We start from the raw sequence: 18,316 nt of genomic DNA, 5'->3' as shown, positions 1-18,316 counted from the left end.
CTCAGGCCCCGGGAACAACAGGGGGAAACAGCACATGACCAGCACCAGGAGGGCCACGTCCGGCACGCTCGGCGTCGCCCTGGCCGTCGCGCTCGCCGCCGTCGCCGCACTGCCCGCGACGGCGGCGCCCGTACCCGCGCCGCGGACCGAGAAGGCGAGCGTGGCCCCGGACGGCACCGACGGCAACGCGCCCTCCGGCGGGCCGAGCCTGAGCGCCGACGGCCGCTCCGTCGCCTTCGTCTCCAGCGCCGACAACCTCGTCGCCGGTGACACCGACGGCACCGCCGACGCCTTCGTCCGCGACCTGAGGACCGGCACGACCAGGATGGCCGGCCGCACGGTGGACGGCTCCGTCGATGACGTCGCGCTGAGCGGCAACGGCCGGTACCTGGCCTTCAGCGCCACGGCCGCGGCCGACGGCCTGAGCCACATCTGGGTCGAGGACCTCGGAACCGGCGCCCTGCAGCGCGTCGAGGACACCGTCGACTCCGGCTACGACACCGGCCGCCGGCCCGCCATCAGCGCCGACGGCCGCTACGTCGCCTTCATCGCGGAGCGCTCCGGCTTCTCGGAGGGGGACGACCGCTGGGGTCGCGTCTACCGCGTCGACCGCACCAGCGGCACGGCCGTCCGCATCAGCCAGGTGCCCGCCGCCGGCGACCGCAAGACCGCCGCCACCAACCCGTCCATCAGCGCCGACGGCAAGCGCGTCGGCTACCAGTCCTTCGTGCCGCACCCCGCCTCGGGCGACTGGAGCGACGCCTGGGTGCGTGACGTCCCGAGCGGCGAGCTGATCCAGGCCGACCTGGCCCCGGACGGCCGGAAGTCCGACGGGCAGACCGAGTTCCCACAGGTCAGCGCGGACGGCCGGTACGCGGTCTTCAACTCCCTCGACTCACAGCTCAGCGCGGGCGACACCAATCAGGGCCACAACGTCTTCGTCCGCGACCTGAAGACGGGCGAGCTGCGCCGGATCGACGCCGCCGACCCGGCCGCCTTCACCGCCCATCCGCGGCTCAGCGCCGACAGCCGGCACCTGGCCTTCGTGTCCGCCGACCCGGGCGACACGAACCGTACGACCCGCGCGTACGTCCGCGATCTGAGCACCGGGCGCACGGTCCTCGCCAGCCCCGACGCCGCGGGCGGCCCGAACGACCAGAGCGTGTCCGCCCCGGTGATCGACCGCAAGGGCCGCACCGTCGCCTTCGGCAGTTCCGCACCCGACCTCGTGCCCGGCGACACCTACGACACCTCGCACGTCTACGTCCGTCACCTGAGGTGACCGACCGCATCCTGAGACGGCGGTGAGCGAAGCGCGGAGGTTGTGCCAGACTTCCTCCGTGCTCTCGTTCGCCATGATTATTGGCAGCAGGCGCGCCGGTCCGCAGTGACCGCCACGTACGACCAGGTACGGGCGGACACCGTCGTCCTCGACCCGCGCGCAGACCTCTCGCACCCGCGAGAGGTTTTTCGCATTTCTGGCCCACCCACAGCCGGAGGCGAGAGCGCGAGGGAGTATGAGAGGGCGGTGGAGCCGGTCATTCCGGTACGACCGAGATCCCATCCTCAGGAGCCTTGAGACCATGACCGACACCAGCGAGCTCGACGATTCGTTCCACGTCTTCGACACCACCCTGCGCGACGGCGCCCAGCGGGAGGGCATCAACCTCACCGTCGCCGACAAGCTGGCCATCGCACGGCACCTGGACGACTTCGGCGTGGGCTTCATCGAGGGCGGCTGGCCGGGCGCCAACCCCCGGGACACCGAGTTCTTCGCCCGCGCCCAGCAGGAGATCGACTTCCGGCACGCCCAGCTCGTCGCGTTCGGCTCCACCCGCCGCGCCGGCACCACCGCCGCCGAGGACCCGCAGGTCAGGGCGCTCCTGGAAGCCGGCGCACCGGTGATCACGCTGGTCGCCAAGTCGCACGACCGCCATGTCGAACTCGCGCTGCGCACCACCCTGGACGAGAACCTGGCGATGGTCCGCGACACCGTGTCCTACCTCAAGGAGCAGGGCCGCCGCGTCTTCATCGACTGCGAGCACTTCTTCGACGGCTACCGCGCCAACCCCGAGTACGCCAAGGCGGTCGTCCGTACCGCGTCGGAGGCCGGCGCGGACGTCGTCGTCCTGTGCGACACCAACGGCGGCATGCTCCCGGCCCAGATCCAGGCCGTCGTCTCCACGGTCCTCGCCGACACCGGCGCCCGGCTCGGCATCCACGCCCAGGACGACACGGGCTGCGCGGTCGCCAACACCCTGGCCGCCGTCGACGCGGGCGCGACCCACGTGCAGTGCACGGCCAACGGCTACGGCGAACGCGTCGGCAACGCCAACCTGTTCCCGGTCGTGGCGGCACTGGAGCTGAAGTACGGCAAGAAGGTCCTGCCCGAGGGGCACCTGCGCGAGATGACCCGCATCTCGCACGCGATCGCCGAGGTCGTCAACCTCACCCCCTCCACGCACCAGCCCTACGTCGGGCTCTCGGCCTTCGCCCACAAGGCCGGACTGCACGCCTCGGCGATCAAGGTCGACCCGGACCTCTACCAGCACATCGACCCCGAGCAGGTCGGCAACACCATGCGCATGCTGGTCTCCGACATGGCCGGACGCGCCTCCATCGAGCTCAAGGGCAAGGAACTCGGCATCGACCTCGGTGGCGACCGCGAACTGGTCGGCCGGGTGGTCGAGCGGGTGAAGGAGCGCGAGCTCGAGGGCTACACGTACGAGGCGGCCGACGCGAGCTTCGAACTGCTCCTGCGCGCCGAGGTGCAGGGCGTGCCGCTGCGCTACTTCGAGGTCGAGTCCTGGCGCGCCATCGTCGAGGACCGGCCCGACGGCTCCCACGCCAACGAGGCCACGGTCAAGCTGTGGGCCAAGGGCGAGCGCATCGTCGCAACCGCCGAGGGCAACGGCCCGGTCAACGCCCTGGACCGGTCCCTGCGCGTGGGCCTGGAGAAGATCTACCCGCAGCTCGCCAAGCTGGAGCTGGTGGACTACAAGGTCCGCATCCTGGAGGGCAAGCACGGCACCAACTCCACGACCCGCGTACTGATCTCCACCTCCGACGGCACGGGCGAGTGGTCGACGGTCGGCGTCGCCGAGAACGTCATCGCCGCGAGCTGGCAGGCTCTGGAGGACGCGTACACCTACGGGCTGCTGCGCGCGGGGGTCGCTCCGGCGGAGTAGTCGTGGCCCGGGTCCGGCCGGGTCGCGGCCCCAGGGGCGGAGTCGGATCGCCGTGTCCCGGGGCCGCGGCCCCGGGCCGGTGTCACATCGCCGTGTCCCTGGACCGCGGCACCGGGACCTCGCCGCCCCGGTCGCGGCCGGGGGTCCGGTCGAGCCGGAAGAGGCCCGCGGTGTGGGAGCGCTGGCCGGTGGCGGTGGCGGTGGAGCGGGTCAGTTCCTCGACGCCGTCGGCCAGGTAGCCGACCCACGCCGTGCCCTCGTCCTCGATGATCCGCTGCGCGTCGGTCCGCAGCCGCTCGATCACCCCGAGCAATGTGGCCTGCTCCTTGTCGCTGGGGGAGTCGGTGGTCCTCAGGAACGCCTGCGCCCAGTCGGACTGCGCCTTCTTGAGGATGTGCTGCAACGCCAGTTCCGCACGGATGTAGCGGGTCCAGGACGCCGAGAACCCGAAGATCCGGTCGAAGAGGACGCACCCCGCCCCGCCGGCCAGGAACACGAAACCCCATTCGGGCTGCACCGTCGTGGGCGAGGCCGCGTGCACCAGTGGCGTGATCGTGCCGACGATGCCCAGCAGCGTGGCGAGCGCCCGCAGCGAACGCGACCACAGCGACGGCCCCCGTCGCCGGGCCAGATACCAGCCGATCGCCGACGTCACCTCCGCCTCGGCATGCCGGAACAGCTCCCACAGCAGATCGGCCCGCGTGCGCGAGCGGTCCAGCTCGGTCAGTTCGGACACCGTCATGTCCGCAGCTCTACGTCGTCCGAACATGCCCCTGCTCCCGCCCGTCCTGGATGGCCAGAGGCATCCTAGGCGCAGCCGCGGCAGCAAGTCCCTGCCCCGACGGATAACCCTTTCTGTGGTATTTCGGGTAGCTTCGAACATATGAAGGCCGTGCTGGTGCGTACCGTCGTACGTCTGCTGATCGTGCCGTTCGCCGCCGTACTGGCGGTGCTGCTGGCCGGTGCGCCGGGCGCGCACGCGGCCACCGACCTCTCCGCCGTCGCCCGGGAACTGCGGGAGAGCCCCGTCTACGTCGATCCGGCCGCCTCCGGACAGCTCGCGGCGTCGGACGCGGAGGCGCTCGCCGACAAGATCAAGGACGCCGGCAAGCCCGTCTTCGTGGCCGTCCTCCCGGCCGGCTACCCCACGCAGGACCTCTTCCGGAACCTGCGCACCGAGACCGGCATCACCGGCCTGTACGGCATCCGTCTCGGCGACCGGTTCGACGCCCGCGCCGACAGCTCCGTGATGAGCCGGCAGGCGGTGTCCAACCTGGTCACGGCCGTGCAGGACGCGGGCGACACCAAGGCCCAGCTGAACGACTTCGTCGACGACGCCCTGCGCAACGTGGGCGGCTCGGCGCCGAGCAGCTGGAGCGACGGCGCGGGCACCGACGTGCCGGTCGGCGGCCTGATCACGATCGGCGCCCTGGTCGCGGCCGGCGGCGCGGGCGCCTACGCCCTGGTCCGCCGCAACCGGCGCCGCCACGAGGAGGAGCAGCGGGCCGCACTGGAGAAGCTGCGGGTGGTCGTCGACGAGGACATCACCGCGTTCGGCGAGGAACTCGACCGGCTCGACTTCCATCCCTCGGAACCCGGCGCCGACGACGCGATGCGCACCGACTACGAGCGTGCCCTGGACTGCTACGACCAGGCCAAGTCCACGATGGCGGCCGCGACGAAACCGGAGGACGTCCGGGCCGTCACCCAGGCCGTGGAGGACGGCCGGTTCTCCCTGGCCCGGCTCGCGGCCCGCCGCGAGGGCGGAGCCCTGCCGGAGCGCCGTCCGCCCTGCTTCTTCGATCCGCGCCACGGGCCCTCGGTCGCCGACGCCACCTGGACGCCCCCGGGCGGCGCCGCCCGCGAGGTCCCCGTCTGCGCGGCCGACGGCAGGCGCCTGGCCGAGGGCCGCGACCCGGTGATCCGCGAGGTCGACACCGACTACGGCCGCCGCCCCTACTGGGAGGCCGGACCGGCGTACGGCCCCTGGGCCGGCGGCTACTTCGGCGGAGGCCTCCTGCCCGGCCTCCTCGTCGGCACCATGCTCGGCAGCATGATGGCCGGCCCCGCCTACGCGGCCGACTACGGCTCCGGCTACGGCGACTTCGGCGGCTACGAGGGCGGCGACGTCTCCGGCGCGGACTTCAACTCGGGCGACTTCGGAGGAGGCTTCGGAGGAGGAGACTTCGGTGGCGGCGGGGACTTCGGGGGAGGGTTCTGACCAGGCCACGGGTTCCAGGGCCCGCAGAGTCAGCGCCGTAGCGGCGTCTTCGTCCCCGCGGCCCGCTCCCGTCGCCGCAGCGTCGTCGCGGCGACCGCCGGCGCCATGGCCACCAGGCCCGCGCTGACCCACACCGGTGCCCGGTATCCGAACCCCGCGTCGATCACCGCGCCTCCGGCCCAAGGGCCCACCGCCGCACCCACGTTGAAAGCCGCCGTCGCGAAACCGCCGGCCAGGGTCGGCGCGCCCTGCGCCGCGTACAGCGCCCGGGTGATCAGCGTGGAGCCGACGCCGAAGGACAGGGCACCCTGGGCGAAGACGAGCGCGAGTACCGGGACCGGCTGCCCGGCACCGAGGGCGAGGGCGCACCAGCCCACCCCCAGCGCGAGGCCCCCGCCGGAGAGCACCGGTCCGGGACGCCGGTCGGCGAGGCGTCCGGCGACGGTCACCCCCGCGAAGGCTCCGGCCCCGAACAGGGCCAGGACCCCCGGGATCCAGGCGTCGCCCAGCCCGGACACCTCGGTGACCAGTGGCGCGAGATAGGTGAAGGTGCAGAACGTCGCGCCGTTCACCAGAGCGCCCAGCAGAAGGGTGACGAGCAGCCGGGGGTCACGCAGCGACCGCAGTTCACCGCGCAGCGCGGGCGGCGGACCCCCGGCCGCACCGCCCGGCACGGAAGACGCCACCGCGACCAGCGCGGGCACCGACAGCAGCGCCACGGCCCAGAACGCCGCACGCCAGCCCCACAGTTCGCCCAGCACGGCCCCGGCCGGCACCCCGGCCACACACGCCAGTGTCACCCCGCCCAGCAGCGTGGACGTCGCCCGCCCCTTCGCGTCGCCCGGGACCATGTCCACGGCGGCGACCAGGGCGACCGCGAGGAACCCGGCGTTGGCGAACGCCCCCACCACCCGGGTGGCGAGCAGGACGGCGAAGCTGCCGGTGAGCGCGCCGACGACATGGACGGCGAGAAAGACGACGAGGAACGCCAGCAGCGCGCCCCGCCTGGGCCAGCGCCGCGCGAGCCCCGCCACGAGCGGCGCCCCGACGACCATCCCGGCCGCGAAGGCCGAGGTCAGGGCGCCCGCCGCAGGGACGGACACCCCCAGATCCCGTGCGATGTCCGGCACCAGCCCGGACAGCATGAACTCGGACGTGCCTTGCGCGAACACGGCAAGGCCCAGCAGAAGAAGAGCGAACGGCATGAGGAAACTCCGCACCGAGGAGTCGACGTCGGACACGACAGGTCGGACGGCAAACCGGCGGCGGAACGGAGCGGGCGGCCTCAGCGGCCCGGCATCGGCGTCACGAACAGCCACCGGAGAGCCGGTGGCCACACTCTGGACGCCTCGGGGCCGGACATGGACGGCACGCTAGGTGGAGCCGGGGGACCGGGTCCACCGGTTTTCCTCCCGCTCCGACCGGGCGGCGGTCAGGCTCGTGCCGCTCCGGCCGCCGCCGCGATGGACGACGACGACCGCCACGAGGCAGACGGTCAGCCCGAGAGCGGTCTGCACGCCGAACGGCTCACCGAACATCAGCGCGCCCCAGACCGCGGTGACCGGGGCCATCAGGAACATCAGCGTGTTGACCTCGGTGACCCCGGAGCGCTTCAGGATGAGCCAGTACAGCCCGTACCCGCCGAACGTGGACAGCCCCACGAGCCAGGCGACCGCCACCCAGAAATCCCCGCGAGCGGGCGGTGCGGCCGATCCGCTGCCGAGGGCCAGTACCGAGAAGAGGACCGCACTGGTGACGCAGTGGACGGTCAGCGACACCGACGGCGCGACCCGGGAGCGGGCCCGGCTCTCCAGGAACGTCGCCGCGACCAGGGACAGCATGCCGAGCAGCGGGATGCCGTACGCCCACCACGCCACGTCGCCGCCCGCGGCCGCGTCGGCCAGTGTGACCACGGCGACGCCGCCCAGCCCCAGGCCCAGGCCGAGCCACTGCCGGCCCGAGACGTACTGCCCGAGCAGCGGCCCCGCGAGGGCCCCGGCGACCAGGGGCTGGACCCCGTCGATGAGGGCCGTCGTACCGCTGGAGACGCCGAGCTGGATGGCGTGATAGACGCTGAGCAGATAGCCGCTCTGCGACAGCACGCCGACCACGGCCTGCCGGGCGAGATCCCGGGCGGTGAGGCCCCGCCAGGCCGATCGCATGACGACGGCGACGGCGACGAGGACGACGGCCAGCGGCAGGAACCGCCACATCAGAACCGTGAGCGCGGACGCGCTGCCGGCGCCGAGCTTGGCCCCGATGAAGCCGGAACTCCAGCACAGGACGAAGGCGAGGGACAAGAGGATGTTCACGACATCACGACCAGTAGACAGATCGGTATACCCGTTCCCCGGTCACTATACAGATCGGTATAGTCGGGTGTCATGGGTACCGCCGAGCCGAAGCCGCGCCGCATCACGATGACGCCCGCCGCCCGCCGCGTTCTGGCGGCCGCCGCCCGGCTGTTCTACGAGCGCGGCATCCACGCCGTCGGCGTCGACCTCATCTCCGCCGAGGCCGGCGTCACGAAGAAGACGCTCTACGACCGGTTCGGTTCCAAGGAGCAGATCGTCGTGGAGTACCTCGCGGACCGCGACGAGCGCTGGCGGGCCTTCCTCGCCGAGCACCTCGACGCGGCGGGACAGGCCCCGCGCGAGCGCGTCCTGGCGGTGTTCGACGCCTCGCGCGCGTGGGCCGAGGAGTTCGGCCCACGGGGGTGCAGCATGGTCAACGCCCACGCGGAGATCGGCGACCCCGCCCATCCGGCCCACCCGATCATCACCGGCCAGAAGCGGTGGATGCTCGCCCTGTTCACGGGTCTCGCCGCGGAGATCGCGCCCGAGACGGCCGACTCGACGGCCCGGACGCTGATGCTCCTGCACGAGGGCGCCCTGGTCGCCCACGGCCTGGGCGTCTTCCCGGACGCCATCGCCCAGGCCCGCGAACAGGCCCGCGCGCTCCTGGCATAGCGGACAGAATCCGTCCTGCTTCCTCCCTACGGTGAGGCCATGACCCCTTTCGACGACGGCACCTGTTCCCTCCCCTTCGGCACCACGGCCGACCTGGACTCCTGGCTGACCGCCCACCCGGCCCCGCACTCCGGCCTCTGGGTCAGGGTCGCGAAGAAGGGTTCGGGCATCCCGTCCGTCAGCGCCGCCGACGTCAACGACGTGGCGCTGTGTCACGGGTGGATCACCGGGCAGCGCAAGGGACTCGACGCGTCGTACTACCTCCAGCGGATCACCCCCCGGCGCCCCGGCAGCCTGTGGTCCCTGGTCAACGTCCGCCGGATCGAGGAGCTGACAGCCGCCGGACGAATGCGGCCCGGCGGCCTCGCGGAGGTGTCGGCCGCGCGGGCGGACGGCCGCTGGGAGGCGGCCTACGCGTCGCAGGCGGAGGCCGAGGTCCCGGCGGACCTGGTGGAGGCGCTGAACGGGAGCCCCCGCGCGGCCGCGGCCTTCGAGGCGCTGGGCCGCACGGACCGGTACCTGGCGATGCTCGGCGTCCTCCGCGCCCGGACCGCGGGGAGCAGGGCTGCCCAGGTGGCGGCGGCGGTGGCGAAGCTGGAGTCGGCGGAGCGGGAGACGCGGTGACTCCACCGGGCGGAGGCCGTCGCACTCCTGAAGAACGGGCCCGGCACCTGTCGGCGCCGGGCCCTGGAGCCGTGGGTCAGAGGGTCGACGCCGCCGAAGCGATGGCGGAGGCGAACGTGGACACCTCCGTGTAGACGCCGGGAGCCTCGGGACGGGCGCAGCCCTCGCCCCAGCTGACGATGCCGACCTGGATCCAGCCGCCGGCGTTGTCCTTGCGGAACATCGGGCCGCCGGAGTCGCCCTGGCAGGTGTCGACCCCGCCCGCGTCGAAGCCGGCGCAGATCTCCTCGTTCGCGACGAGGCCGCTGTAGAGACCGCCGTAGGCCTTGCACGCGGCGTCGCTGACGAACGGCACGGTCGCCTTCAGGAGGTAGCGCTGCTGGGAGCCGCCCTCACGGTTCGCGCCCCACCCGGCGACGGTGAAGTCCCCGGTGTTGTACTGCGCGGTGGTGGCGATCTTCAGGGTCGGCAGGTTGATGGGCTGCGCGAGTTTGATGAGCGCCCAGTCCTTGCCGGTGCCGTTGTAGCCCGGGGCGCGCAGCACCTTGGTGGAGCGGACCTGGACCCGGCCGTTGGAGGACTGGAGGTCGACGACCCCCGCGGTGGCGGTGATGCCGGTGTTGTTGCCGGAACTGCCCACGCAGTGCGCGGCCGTGAGCACGATCTGCTGGGTGTAGAGCGCGCCGCCACAGCCCATGGAGAGCCGGACCATGAACGGGAACTCGCCCTGCGCGGCCCGGGTCCCGCCGACGACGGGAGAGGGGGCGGCCTGGGCGGCGGAGACGGGCTGAAGGCTGGCGATCGCGAGGGCGGCGGCGCCGAGTGCCGCGCATCTCTTGAGGGCCGTGAGGAGTCTCTTCAACGTGATGCCTTCCGTGGGGGGTTGACTGGGGAGGTGCAACCGAAGCATCAGATTGACGAGCGCATGACAGCAGCAAGGTCAAAAGAAACGTCCATGTGCTGGCATGGACTGGTCAAAATATTGCTGCTGGATTATGGGAACGCCGGGAGTCTTCGCACAAGGGGCGGGAACCGGCCAGACCGGCCCGGGTGATGTCACCGGGCCGGTCCCGCGGGGCTCACGCGTTCCTGATGGCCGAGATGTCGAAGTTGAGCTTGATCTTGTCGGAGACCAGGACGCCGCCGGTCTCCAGCGTGGCGTTCCAGGTCAGGCCCCACTCGGAGCGCAGGATCTCCGCCTTGCCCTCGAAGCCGACGCGCTCGTTGCCGAAGGGGTCCTTCGCGGCGCCGTTGAACTCGAGGTCGATGGCGAGCTGCCGGGTGGTGCCGAGGATCGTCAGGTCGCCGGTGATCCGGTAGTCGTCACCGCCGAGCGCCTCCGCCTTGGTGGAGCGGAACGTCATGGCCGGGAACTCGTCCGCCTTGAAGAAGTCCGCGCTCTTGAGGTGGCCGTCACGGTCTGCGTTGCCCGTGTCGATGCTGTCCATCACGACGTCCAGCGAGGCCGTCGACCGCGACGGGTCGGTGCCGTCGAGGTGGAGCGTGCCGGTGAAGTCCTGGAAGCCGCCCTTGACGTTGGTGACCATGGCGTGCCGAGCGACGAAGCCGATCGTCGAGTGCGCGGGGTCGATCGTGTAGTCGCCGGTCAGGGCGGCCAGCTCGGGGCTCACGGCGGCACCGGTGGTGGCGGCGGTCTTGGTGTCGTGGCGGCTGAAGATGCTCATGGGGTACGCCTCCTGCGTGGATGTTGAATCTTTAACTACTCCAACGCGACCCACCGTAGACCTATTCCGTTCAATGTTCAACATCTTTGGTGGGTGTGTCCGCATCACGTCCGCGGCACCCCTCCCGGGTCCTCCCACCCCCTCCCGTACCCCCGCTCGGCCTAATCGCGCGGCCCACGCGAGTGATTCTGCCGACGGCGGTGTGCGGTGGCCCGGCACGCGGGCGGGCCACCGGACCGGGGCCCCGGAGGCCGTCACGCTGGGCCCCGGCGGCCCGCCGTGCGGTGGCGGTGTCCGGCGAGACGGGGTTCCGTTTCCAGTGACCGTATGGAGACAGACGAGACCACGGCGGACGCACAGCGCAGGGGAGAGCGACTCGTGACACTCACCGGCTCCGGCTCGGCCTACGACCCACCGGCGGACCCCGTCCCGCGGCGCGCCACGGCCCCCGTCCCCGCCCGGGTGAACCAGTACGGGCCACCGCGGCGGCTCGACCGGCGCGTGGCCCTGGTCACCGGCGCCTCCTCGGGCATCGGCGCGGCCACGGCACGGCGTTTCGCCATGGACGGCTGGCAGCTGCTGCTGAACGGACGCGACCGGCACCGCCTGGAGCAGACGGCGTCCGGCACCTCCGCCGTCGTACTGCCCGCCGACCTCGCCGCCCCGGGCGGCCCGCGCCTGCTCGCCCAGTCCGCGCTGCACACCACCGGCCGGATCGACGTCCTGGTCGCCGGGGCGGGCATGGGATGGACGGGCCCCTTCACCGCCATGCCGCACACCGACATCGACCGCGTACTGACCCTGGACCTCAACGCCACGCTCCACCTCGTGCGCGAGGTGCTGCCCACCATGATCGCGGCCGGGAAGGGCCGCGTGGTGCTGCTCGGAGCGGTCGCGGGCTGCGTGGGTCTGCGGGAGGAGGCGGTGTACTCCGCCGCCAAGGCCGGTCTGGCCGCTTTCGCCGAGGCGCTCCGGCAGGAACTGCGCGGCACGGGCGTGGGCGTGACCTTCGTCGTGCCCGGCGCCGTCGACACGGCCTTCCACACCCGCCGCGGCAGGCCCTACGACGGCACCCGCGCCGGTCTCCTCTCGCCCGGCTGCGTCGCCGGCGCCATCTGGGACGCCGTCCGGCAGAACCGCGACGAGGCCTACATCCCCACCTGGCTGACCGTCCCGGGCCGGGTCCGCGGCCTCGCTCCGGGCCTGTACCGCCGCCTGCTGAACCGCTTCGGCTGACCTGCGCCGGCCGTGCCCGGTTGGGGGCGCGTGCCGGCTGTGCCTGGTGGGGGCGCGTCGTGCCGTGCCCGGTGCGGGTCTCATGTCGGCCGTGCCCGGTGCGGGGGTCTCGCGTCGGCCGTGCCCGATGCGGGTGGCCCGGTCCGCCCCAGCCGTTCCGTTCCCCCGTTCCGGTCACTCCGGCCGGATCGGCCGGATCCACCGTTCAGGTGAGCCTCTCCCCGTGGTAGGGCATGGGCATGACTCCCCAGCGTCGACCCGTCCCCCGCCGCGCGGCCGGGGCAGCCACCCCGCTCCGGCCCAGCCGCCGCGCCCTGATGCTGGCGGTCGCGGCCCTCGCGGCGACCGGGGGCGCGGCGCCCGGGGGCCGGGACGCCGACGCGCCGGGCGATCCGTACGACACCCTCCGACGCCGCTGGCTCGGCATTTCGCTCGGCACCGGCTACGACCCCACGGCCGAGCCCTACGCCGCCCGGCTCGCCGAGACCGGCGCACTCGCCCGCGACCTGCACGCGAGCATGGCCCCGGCGGCGGACTCCCTCTGGCCCGGGCGCGCCTTCGACCCGCCGGCCGGCATCACCCTCAGCTACGGCCGCCTGTGGACCATGACCCAGGCCTACGTCCAGCAGGGCACCGGCTCCACCGCCGACCCCGCCCTCCTGACCGGCATCCTGCGCGGCCTCGACCACCTCTCCGCCACCGTCTACAACCCCTCCACCACCCGCTACGGCAACTGGTGGGAGTGGCAGATCGGCAGCCCTCGCCTGCTCACCGACATCACGGCCGCCCTGTACGAGGAGCTGGGGGAGGCCCGCGTCCGTGCCGTCTGCGCCGCGGTCGACCATTTCGTCCCCGACTCGGCCCTCGGCGACTACAGCGGCACCTCCACCGGCGCCAACCGTGTCGACCTGTGCCGTTCCGTGGCCCTGCGCGGGATCCTCGGCCGCGACCCCGCCAAGATCGCCCTCGCCCGGGACGCCCTCTCCCCGGTCTTCCCGTACGTCACCCGGGGCGACGGCCTCCACGCCGACGGCTCCTTCGTCCAGCACACCTGGGTCGCCTACTCGGGCACCTACGGCCAGGTCATGCTCGACGGCCTCGGCCGGCTCTTCGCCCTGCTCGCCGGATCCGACTGGGAGGTCACCGACCCGAACCGGCAGATCGTCCTCGACAGCGTCGAGCGGGCCTACGCGCCGCTCATCCACGACGGACTGGTCATGGACAGCGTCAACGGCCGGGCCATCAGCCGCGGTTACCTCAGCACCGACGACCGCAGGATCCTGCGCGGCGACCACTACCACGGCGGGCAGCTCATCGCCGCGATCGCCCTGCTCGCGGCCGGTGCGAGCCCCGCGGAACGCGAGCGCTGGCACGCCCGCGTGAAGGGCTGGATCGAACGCGACACCGTGAGCCCGATCCTGACGGCACCCCAGTTCGGCGTCGCCGACCTGGCCCGGCTGCACGCCATCGCCGCCTCACCCGCCCCGGCCGCCCCCGAACCCACCGGGCACCACCTCTTCGCCGCCATGGACCGAGCCGTCCACCGCGGCCCCCGCTTCACGGTGAACATCGCCATGGCCAGCGACCGCATCGCCCACTACGAATGCGGCAACGGCGAGAACCCCCGCGGCTGGCACACCGGCGCGGGCATGGTCGGGTGGTGGGCCGAGGGCACCGGCGACCAGTACACGGACTGGTTCTGGCCGACCGTCGACTGGTACCGCCTGCCCGGCACCACCGTCTCCACCAGGCGGCTCGCCGACCGCGAGGGCGGCGAGTGGGGCACGGCCCGCCCGGACGCGCGCTGGGTCGGCGGCACCACCGACGGCACCCACGCGGCCCTCGGTCAGCACCTCAAGGGCCTCGGCTCCACCCTCGAAGCCCGCAAGTCCTGGTTCTGCGTCGAGGACGCGGTGATCTGCCTGGGCGCCGGGATCACCTGCTCCGACGGCGTCCCGGTCGAGACGATCGTCGACAACCGCAACCTCGGCGCGTCCGGCACCCAGCGCTTCGTCAAGGGTCCGCACTGGGCCCACCTGGAGGGCCACGGCGGCTGGGTCCTGTTCGGCCGCGAGCCGAAGGCGTTGCGCGAGGACCGCACCGGCGCCTGGTCCGACATCAACACCGGCAGCACACCGGAGCGGCGCACTCGCCGCTGGCAGACCCTCTGGCTCGACCACGGCACCGACCCCGAGGACGCCACGTACACCTATGTCCTCATGCCCGGGGCGTCCCGCAGGGCGGTCGCACGCCGGGCCGCCGACCGCCACTGGATGTCGGTCCTCGCCAACGACGCCGGCCGCCAGGCGGTCACCGTGCCCTCCCTCGGCTGCACCGCCGCGAACTTCTGGCACGCGGGGACGGCGGGCCCGCTCTCCGCCACCGGCGGCGCGAGCGTGCTGATCGTCCGCCGGGGCCGTAGCGCTACCCTCTGCGTGAGCGAGCCGCCCCGTACGGGCGAACCGCTGGAGATCGTCTGGGACCACCCGGTCCGCCGGGTCGACCGCGCGGACGAGACGGTCGAGGTGCTCTCCACGGGCCGCCGACTGCGCGTGCGCGTCACCCCGGAGAAGGTATGCGCCACCCACGTATGTGAGGTGACTCTCTCCTGAGCGCTTTGTGCGACCCATACAAGCGACACGCCCCCTGACCAGTCGGAAAGGCTCAACTCCGCCACGGTTCTGTTCAGGGGTACCAGGAAAACACGCCGGAGACTGTGAGGAGTCGACGGCCCGCATTCCTCGGTCGGCTTCGTAAGGTCACTACATGACCGTTTTGGATGAGGCGCCGGGTGAGCCGACCGACGCGCGTGGACGCGTGGCCGAACTGCACGAGATCCGTGCGCAGGCGGTGGCCGGACCGAGCGAGAAGGCGACCAACGCGCAGCACGCCAAGGGCAAGCTGACCGCGCGGGAGCGCATCGAACTCCTCCTCGACCCGGAGTCCTTCCGGGAGGTCGAGCAGCTGCGCCGGCACCGGGCCACGGGCTTCGGCCTGGAGGCCAAGAAGCCGTACACCGACGGTGTGATCACCGGCTGGGGCACGGTGGAAGGCCGCACGGTCTTCGTCTACGCGCACGACTTCCGCATCTTCGGCGGCGCCCTGGGCGAGGCCCACGCCACGAAGATCCACAAGATCATGGACATGGCCATCGCGGCCGGTGCCCCGCTCGTCTCGCTCAACGACGGCGCCGGCGCCCGCATCCAGGAGGGCGTCTCGGCCCTCGCCGGCTACGGCGGCATCTTCCAGCGCAACACCAGGGCCTCGGGGGTGATCCCGCAGATCTCGGTGATGCTCGGCCCGTGCGCCGGCGGCGCGGCCTACAGCCCCGCCCTCACCGACTTCGTCTTCATGGTCCGCGAGACCTCGCAGATGTTCATCACCGGCCCCGACGTCGTCAAGGCGGTCACCGGCGAGGAGATCACCCAGAACGGCCTGGGCGGCGCGGACGTGCATGCCGAGACCTCCGGTGTCTGCCACTTCGCCTACGACGACGAAGAGACCTGCATCGCCGAGGTCCGCTACCTCCTCTCGCTGCTCCCGCAGAACAACCGCGAGAACCCGCCCCGCACCGAGGCCTCGGACGCGGCCGACCGCCGCTCGGACGTCCTCCTGGACCTGGTCCCGGCGGACGGCAACCGTCCGTACGACATGGCCAAGGTCATCGAGGAGATCGTCGACGACGGCGAGTACCTGGAGGTCCACGAGCGCTGGGCCCGCAACATCATCTGCGCGCTGGGCCGGATGGACGGCCAGGTCGTCGGCATCGTGGCGAACCAGCCGCAGGCCCTGGCGGGCGTGCTGGACATCGAGGCCTCCGAGAAGGCGGCCCGTTTCGTTCAGATGTGCGATGCGTTCAACATCCCGATCATCACTCTTCTGGACGTCCCCGGCTTCCTCCCGGGCGTCGACCAGGAGCACGGTGGCATCATCCGCCACGGCGCGAAGCTCCTCTACGCCTACTGCAACGCGACCGTACCGAGGATCTCCCTGATCCTGCGCAAGGCCTACGGAGGTGCGTACATCGTCATGGACAGCCAGTCCATCGGTGCCGACCTCACCTACGCCTGGCCGACCAACGAGATCGCCGTCATGGGCGCCGAGGGTGCGGCCAACGTCATCTTCCGCCGCCAGATCGCCGAGGCCGAGGACCCCGAGGCCATGCGGGCCCGCATGGTCAAGGAGTACAAGTCCGAGCTGATGCACCCCTACTACGCGGCCGAGCGCGGCCTGGTCGACGACGTCATCGACCCCGCCGAGACCCGCGAGGTGCTGATCAAGTCCCTCGCCATGCTCCAGACCAAGCACGCGGACCTGCCGTCCCGCAAGCACGGCAACCCGCCGCAGTAACCCTGCGGACATCTTCCTGACGGAGACTGACACCCATGGAATCGCCTGACATCCGCGTCGAGAAGGGCCACGCCGAGCCCGAGGAAGTCGCCGCCATCACGGCCATCCTCCTGGCCCGCGCCGCCGCCCGCCCCACGGACCCGACCCCGGCCCACCGCGGCCGCATCAAGGCCGGCTGGCGCCGCCTGGAGCGCGAGCCGGGCTTCCGCGCCCCGCACAGCTGGCGCTGAGCACAGGACCCCAGAAAGCAGGCCCCTCCTGAAGGGGCCTGCTTTGTTTGTGGGCGCGGGGAACTGCGCGACAAGCCCCCACACACCCGCACCCGGCAACGCGACAGCCCCCGGCAGCCCAGAGGCCGCCGGGGGCTGTCCCACAGCAGGAGAACTAACGCAGCCGCGCCATCAGAGCGTGCTCCACCAGCGTGATCAGCGCCGACTTCGCGTCGGCCCGGTGGCGGGCGTCGGTCGTGATGATGGGCGTGTCCGGGCCGATCTGGAGCGCCTCGCGCACCTCGTCCGGGGTGTACGGCTGCTGTCCGTCGAAGCCGTTCAGCGCGATGACGAACGGCAGGCCCGAGTTCTCGAAGTAGTCGACGGCGGGGAAGCAGTCGGCGAGCCTCCTCGTGTCGACCAGCACGATCGCGCCGATGGCGCCGCGGACCAGGTCGTCCCACATGAACCAGAAGCGGTCCTGACCGGGCGTACCGAAGAGGTACAGGATCAGGTCCTGGTCCAGGGTGATACGGCCGAAGTCCATGGCCACCGTGGTGGTGGTCTTGTCCCCGGTGTGGGTGAGGTCGTCGATGCCGGCCGAAGCGGACGTCATCACGGCCTCGGTGCGCAGCGGGTTGATCTCCGAGACGGCACCCACGAACGTGGTCTTGCCCACGCCGAAGCCGCCAGCCACCACGATCTTCGCGGACGTGGTGGAGCGGGAAGGCCCTCCGCTAGAGCTTGCGAAGTCCACTGAGCACCCTTTCGAGCAGTGTCACGTCTGGCTGGCCGCCGGCGTTCTCGTCGCCGCCGGGCTGATGGATGGCGACCAGTCCCGCTTCCGCCAAGTCGGCGACGAGGATCCTGGCCACGCCGAGAGGGATCGTGAGGAGCGCCGAGATCTCGGCGACCGACTTGATTTCCCGGCAGAGGTTGCAGATCCGCTGATGCTCGGGCAACTGGCCCTGCATCTGGTGCGGCTGCGCAGTGGTGTGCACCAGCGCCTCGATGGCGAGCTGGTAGCGCGGGCGGGTCCGGCCGCCGGTCATGGCGTACGGACGCACCAGCGGATTGTGATTGTTCGACCCTCCGCCGGGCGCCGGCTCGGGGTTGCGGCGCTGCGGCTGCACAGGCTGGATACGCGGGGCCGGCGGCTGGTCGTACGGCGACGGGCCGGGGCCCTGCGGCGCGTACGGCTGCCGGTGGCTCGGTGCGGAGGGGAAGTTGTAACGGTTCGGGTTCTGACCACCGTCGCCCTGGCCCTGGGCAGGGCCGTACGACCAGTTGCCCGAAGACGGACCGCCTGGGGGTGTTGCCACTTTCTCCTCCTCCGACTGTGCCTGGCACCCATCGCTGTGGAGCCGCGTCCCGAAACCTTACGGCCACGGGACGCCAAAACGCACCGTCCGTCTGTTAGTTGAGCAGGCTCCCCTGGAGCTCTGCACGAAGGTCCGGTGTCAGGACCGTACCGGCTCGGTCGACCAGCAGTGCCATCTCGTACCCGATGAGGCCGATGTCCGCCTCCGGGTGTGCGAGGACGGCGAGCGACGAGCCGTCGGATACGGACATGATGAAGAGGAATCCCCGCTCCATCTCCACAACCGTCTGGTTCACCGCGCCTCCCTCGAAGATCCGGGAGGCGCCTGCCGTCAGAGACGTCAGACCGGAGGCGACGGCCGCGAGCTGGTCGGCGCGGTCGCGGGGGAACCCTTCGGACATCGCCAGAAGGAGTCCGTCGGCGGAGACCACCACCGTGTGGGACACCCCCGGGGTGTTGTCCACGAAGTTGGTGATCAACCAGTTCAGGTTCTGTGCCGCCTGGCTCATCGGG

General features: G+C 71.9%; 17 protein-coding genes. 9 read left to right on the top strand and 8 right to left on the bottom strand.

Features of this window, described 5'->3' with window-relative positions; genetic code table 11:
• The first annotated feature begins 34 nt into the window (after window positions 1-34).
• Entirely contained in the window at window positions 35-1,282 is a 1,248-nt protein-coding gene (locus BJ965_RS11255) for a TolB family protein (RefSeq protein WP_184908524.1), read from the top strand.
• Between the two features lie 301 nt (window positions 1,283-1,583).
• Window positions 1,584-3,188 carry a citramalate synthase gene (cimA, locus tag BJ965_RS11250; protein ID WP_184908523.1) on the top strand — a complete coding sequence of 535 codons (1,605 nt, stop codon included), beginning with the start codon at window positions 1,584-1,586 and terminating at the stop codon, window positions 3,186-3,188.
• Between the two features lie 82 nt (window positions 3,189-3,270).
• Here cimA and BJ965_RS11245 read toward each other — a convergent pair whose 3' ends face one another.
• Window positions 3,271-3,930 carry an SLATT domain-containing protein gene (locus tag BJ965_RS11245; RefSeq protein ID WP_184908522.1) on the bottom strand — a complete coding sequence of 220 codons (660 nt, stop codon included), beginning with the start codon at window positions 3,928-3,930 and terminating at the stop codon, window positions 3,271-3,273.
• A gap of 141 nt (window positions 3,931-4,071) precedes the next feature.
• Between BJ965_RS11245 and BJ965_RS11240 the strand changes: the two genes are divergently transcribed.
• Complete coding sequence (locus BJ965_RS11240) at window positions 4,072-5,409, top strand: hypothetical protein (protein WP_184908521.1); 1,338 nt, start codon at window positions 4,072-4,074, stop codon at window positions 5,407-5,409.
• 29 nt (window positions 5,410-5,438) lie between these two features.
• Here BJ965_RS11240 and BJ965_RS11235 read toward each other — a convergent pair whose 3' ends face one another.
• Both BJ965_RS11235 and BJ965_RS11230 read right to left on the bottom strand, forming a co-directional pair.
• Window positions 5,439-6,614, bottom strand: a complete 1,176-nt coding sequence (locus BJ965_RS11235) for a Cmx/CmrA family chloramphenicol efflux MFS transporter (protein ID WP_184908520.1) — start codon at window positions 6,612-6,614, stop codon at window positions 5,439-5,441.
• 168 nt (window positions 6,615-6,782) lie between these two features.
• Window positions 6,783-7,721 (bottom strand): DMT family transporter, encoded by a 939-nt coding sequence (locus tag BJ965_RS11230; protein WP_184908519.1) that lies wholly within the window; start codon window positions 7,719-7,721, stop codon window positions 6,783-6,785.
• Between the two features lie 72 nt (window positions 7,722-7,793).
• On the opposite strand from BJ965_RS11230, the gene BJ965_RS11225 reads away from it, so the two are divergent.
• The gene (locus tag BJ965_RS11225) at window positions 7,794-8,378 is read left to right on the top strand and encodes a TetR/AcrR family transcriptional regulator (RefSeq protein ID WP_184908518.1); all 585 of its coding nucleotides are present in this window, start codon (window positions 7,794-7,796) and stop codon (window positions 8,376-8,378) included.
• Between the two features lie 39 nt (window positions 8,379-8,417).
• Window positions 8,418-9,002 carry a YdeI/OmpD-associated family protein gene (locus tag BJ965_RS11220; protein ID WP_184908517.1) on the top strand — a complete coding sequence of 195 codons (585 nt, stop codon included), beginning with the start codon at window positions 8,418-8,420 and terminating at the stop codon, window positions 9,000-9,002.
• A 76-nt stretch (window positions 9,003-9,078) separates the two neighbouring features.
• On the opposite strand, the gene BJ965_RS11215 is transcribed toward BJ965_RS11220, so the two are convergent.
• Together BJ965_RS11215 and BJ965_RS11210 are read right to left on the bottom strand one after the other, a co-directional pair.
• Window positions 9,079-9,864: a S1 family peptidase gene (locus tag BJ965_RS11215; protein ID WP_184908516.1), complete on the bottom strand. Its 786-nt coding sequence runs from the start codon at window positions 9,862-9,864 to the stop codon at window positions 9,079-9,081.
• Window positions 9,865-10,081: 217 nt separating this feature from the next.
• Entirely contained in the window at window positions 10,082-10,687 is a 606-nt protein-coding gene (locus BJ965_RS11210; protein WP_184908515.1) for a YceI family protein, read from the bottom strand.
• 378 nt (window positions 10,688-11,065) lie between these two features.
• Between BJ965_RS11210 and BJ965_RS11205 the strand changes: the two genes are divergently transcribed.
• The 4 genes from BJ965_RS11205 (at window position 11,066) to BJ965_RS11190 (ending at window position 16,503) form a co-directional block, all read left to right on the top strand.
• A complete protein-coding gene (locus BJ965_RS11205; RefSeq protein WP_184917057.1) occupies window positions 11,066-11,923 on the top strand; it encodes an SDR family NAD(P)-dependent oxidoreductase in 858 nt (285 codons plus the stop codon).
• A 239-nt stretch (window positions 11,924-12,162) separates the two neighbouring features.
• Window positions 12,163-14,535, top strand: coding sequence for a polysaccharide lyase 8 family protein (locus BJ965_RS11200; protein WP_184908514.1), 2,373 nt, complete (start codon window positions 12,163-12,165; stop codon window positions 14,533-14,535).
• Window positions 14,536-14,689: 154 nt separating this feature from the next.
• On the top strand, window positions 14,690-16,273 hold the full coding sequence (locus BJ965_RS11195; RefSeq protein ID WP_184908513.1) for an acyl-CoA carboxylase subunit beta: 1,584 nt from the start codon (window positions 14,690-14,692) through the stop codon (window positions 16,271-16,273).
• 35 nt (window positions 16,274-16,308) lie between these two features.
• Window positions 16,309-16,503, top strand: coding sequence for an acyl-CoA carboxylase subunit epsilon (locus BJ965_RS11190; protein ID WP_030851540.1), 195 nt, complete (start codon window positions 16,309-16,311; stop codon window positions 16,501-16,503).
• A 154-nt stretch (window positions 16,504-16,657) separates the two neighbouring features.
• On the opposite strand, the gene BJ965_RS11185 is transcribed toward BJ965_RS11190, so the two are convergent.
• The 3 genes from BJ965_RS11185 to BJ965_RS11175 form a co-directional block, all read right to left on the bottom strand.
• Entirely contained in the window at window positions 16,658-17,239 is a 582-nt protein-coding gene (locus tag BJ965_RS11185; RefSeq protein ID WP_014675207.1) for a GTP-binding protein, read from the bottom strand.
• Window positions 17,220-17,804, bottom strand: a complete 585-nt coding sequence (locus tag BJ965_RS11180; protein WP_184908512.1) for a DUF742 domain-containing protein — start codon at window positions 17,802-17,804, stop codon at window positions 17,220-17,222. The genes BJ965_RS11185 and BJ965_RS11180 overlap by 20 nt, the downstream gene beginning before the upstream one ends.
• A 94-nt stretch (window positions 17,805-17,898) precedes the next feature.
• Window positions 17,899-18,312, bottom strand: a complete 414-nt coding sequence (locus BJ965_RS11175) for a roadblock/LC7 domain-containing protein (RefSeq protein WP_003993185.1) — start codon at window positions 18,310-18,312, stop codon at window positions 17,899-17,901.
• Window positions 18,313-18,316 lie beyond the last annotated feature (4 nt).

The organism is Streptomyces luteogriseus (assembly GCF_014205055.1).
In the GTDB taxonomy this organism is placed as follows: domain Bacteria; phylum Actinomycetota; class Actinomycetes; order Streptomycetales; family Streptomycetaceae; genus Streptomyces; species Streptomyces luteogriseus.
The sequence above is the reverse complement of the archived record's forward strand: the minus strand, read 5'-3'. Positions and strand labels throughout refer to the sequence as shown.

Bases quoted from the DNA above. Each gene is read 5' to 3' on its own strand.
- cimA (WP_184908523.1), top strand. From the start codon at position 1,584: ATGACCGACACCAGCGAGCTCGACGATTCGTTCCACGTCTTCGACACC.
- BJ965_RS11195 (WP_184908513.1), top strand. From the start codon at position 14,690: ATGACCGTTTTGGATGAGGCGCCGGGTGAGCCGACCGACGCGCGTGGA.
- BJ965_RS11190 (WP_030851540.1), top strand. From the start codon at position 16,309: ATGGAATCGCCTGACATCCGCGTCGAGAAGGGCCACGCCGAGCCCGAG.
- BJ965_RS11175 (WP_003993185.1), bottom strand. From the start codon at position 18,312: ATGAGCCAGGCGGCACAGAACCTGAACTGGTTGATCACCAACTTCGTG.
- BJ965_RS11220 (WP_184908517.1), top strand. From the start codon at position 8,418: ATGACCCCTTTCGACGACGGCACCTGTTCCCTCCCCTTCGGCACCACG.
- BJ965_RS11225 (WP_184908518.1), top strand. From the start codon at position 7,794: ATGGGTACCGCCGAGCCGAAGCCGCGCCGCATCACGATGACGCCCGCC.
- BJ965_RS11210 (WP_184908515.1), bottom strand. From the start codon at position 10,687: ATGAGCATCTTCAGCCGCCACGACACCAAGACCGCCGCCACCACCGGT.
- BJ965_RS11255 (WP_184908524.1), top strand. From the start codon at position 35: ATGACCAGCACCAGGAGGGCCACGTCCGGCACGCTCGGCGTCGCCCTG.
- BJ965_RS11245 (WP_184908522.1), bottom strand. From the start codon at position 3,930: ATGACGGTGTCCGAACTGACCGAGCTGGACCGCTCGCGCACGCGGGCC.
- BJ965_RS11200 (WP_184908514.1), top strand. From the start codon at position 12,163: ATGACTCCCCAGCGTCGACCCGTCCCCCGCCGCGCGGCCGGGGCAGCC.
- BJ965_RS11235 (WP_184908520.1), bottom strand. From the start codon at position 6,614: ATGCCGTTCGCTCTTCTTCTGCTGGGCCTTGCCGTGTTCGCGCAAGGC.
- BJ965_RS11240 (WP_184908521.1), top strand. From the start codon at position 4,072: ATGAAGGCCGTGCTGGTGCGTACCGTCGTACGTCTGCTGATCGTGCCG.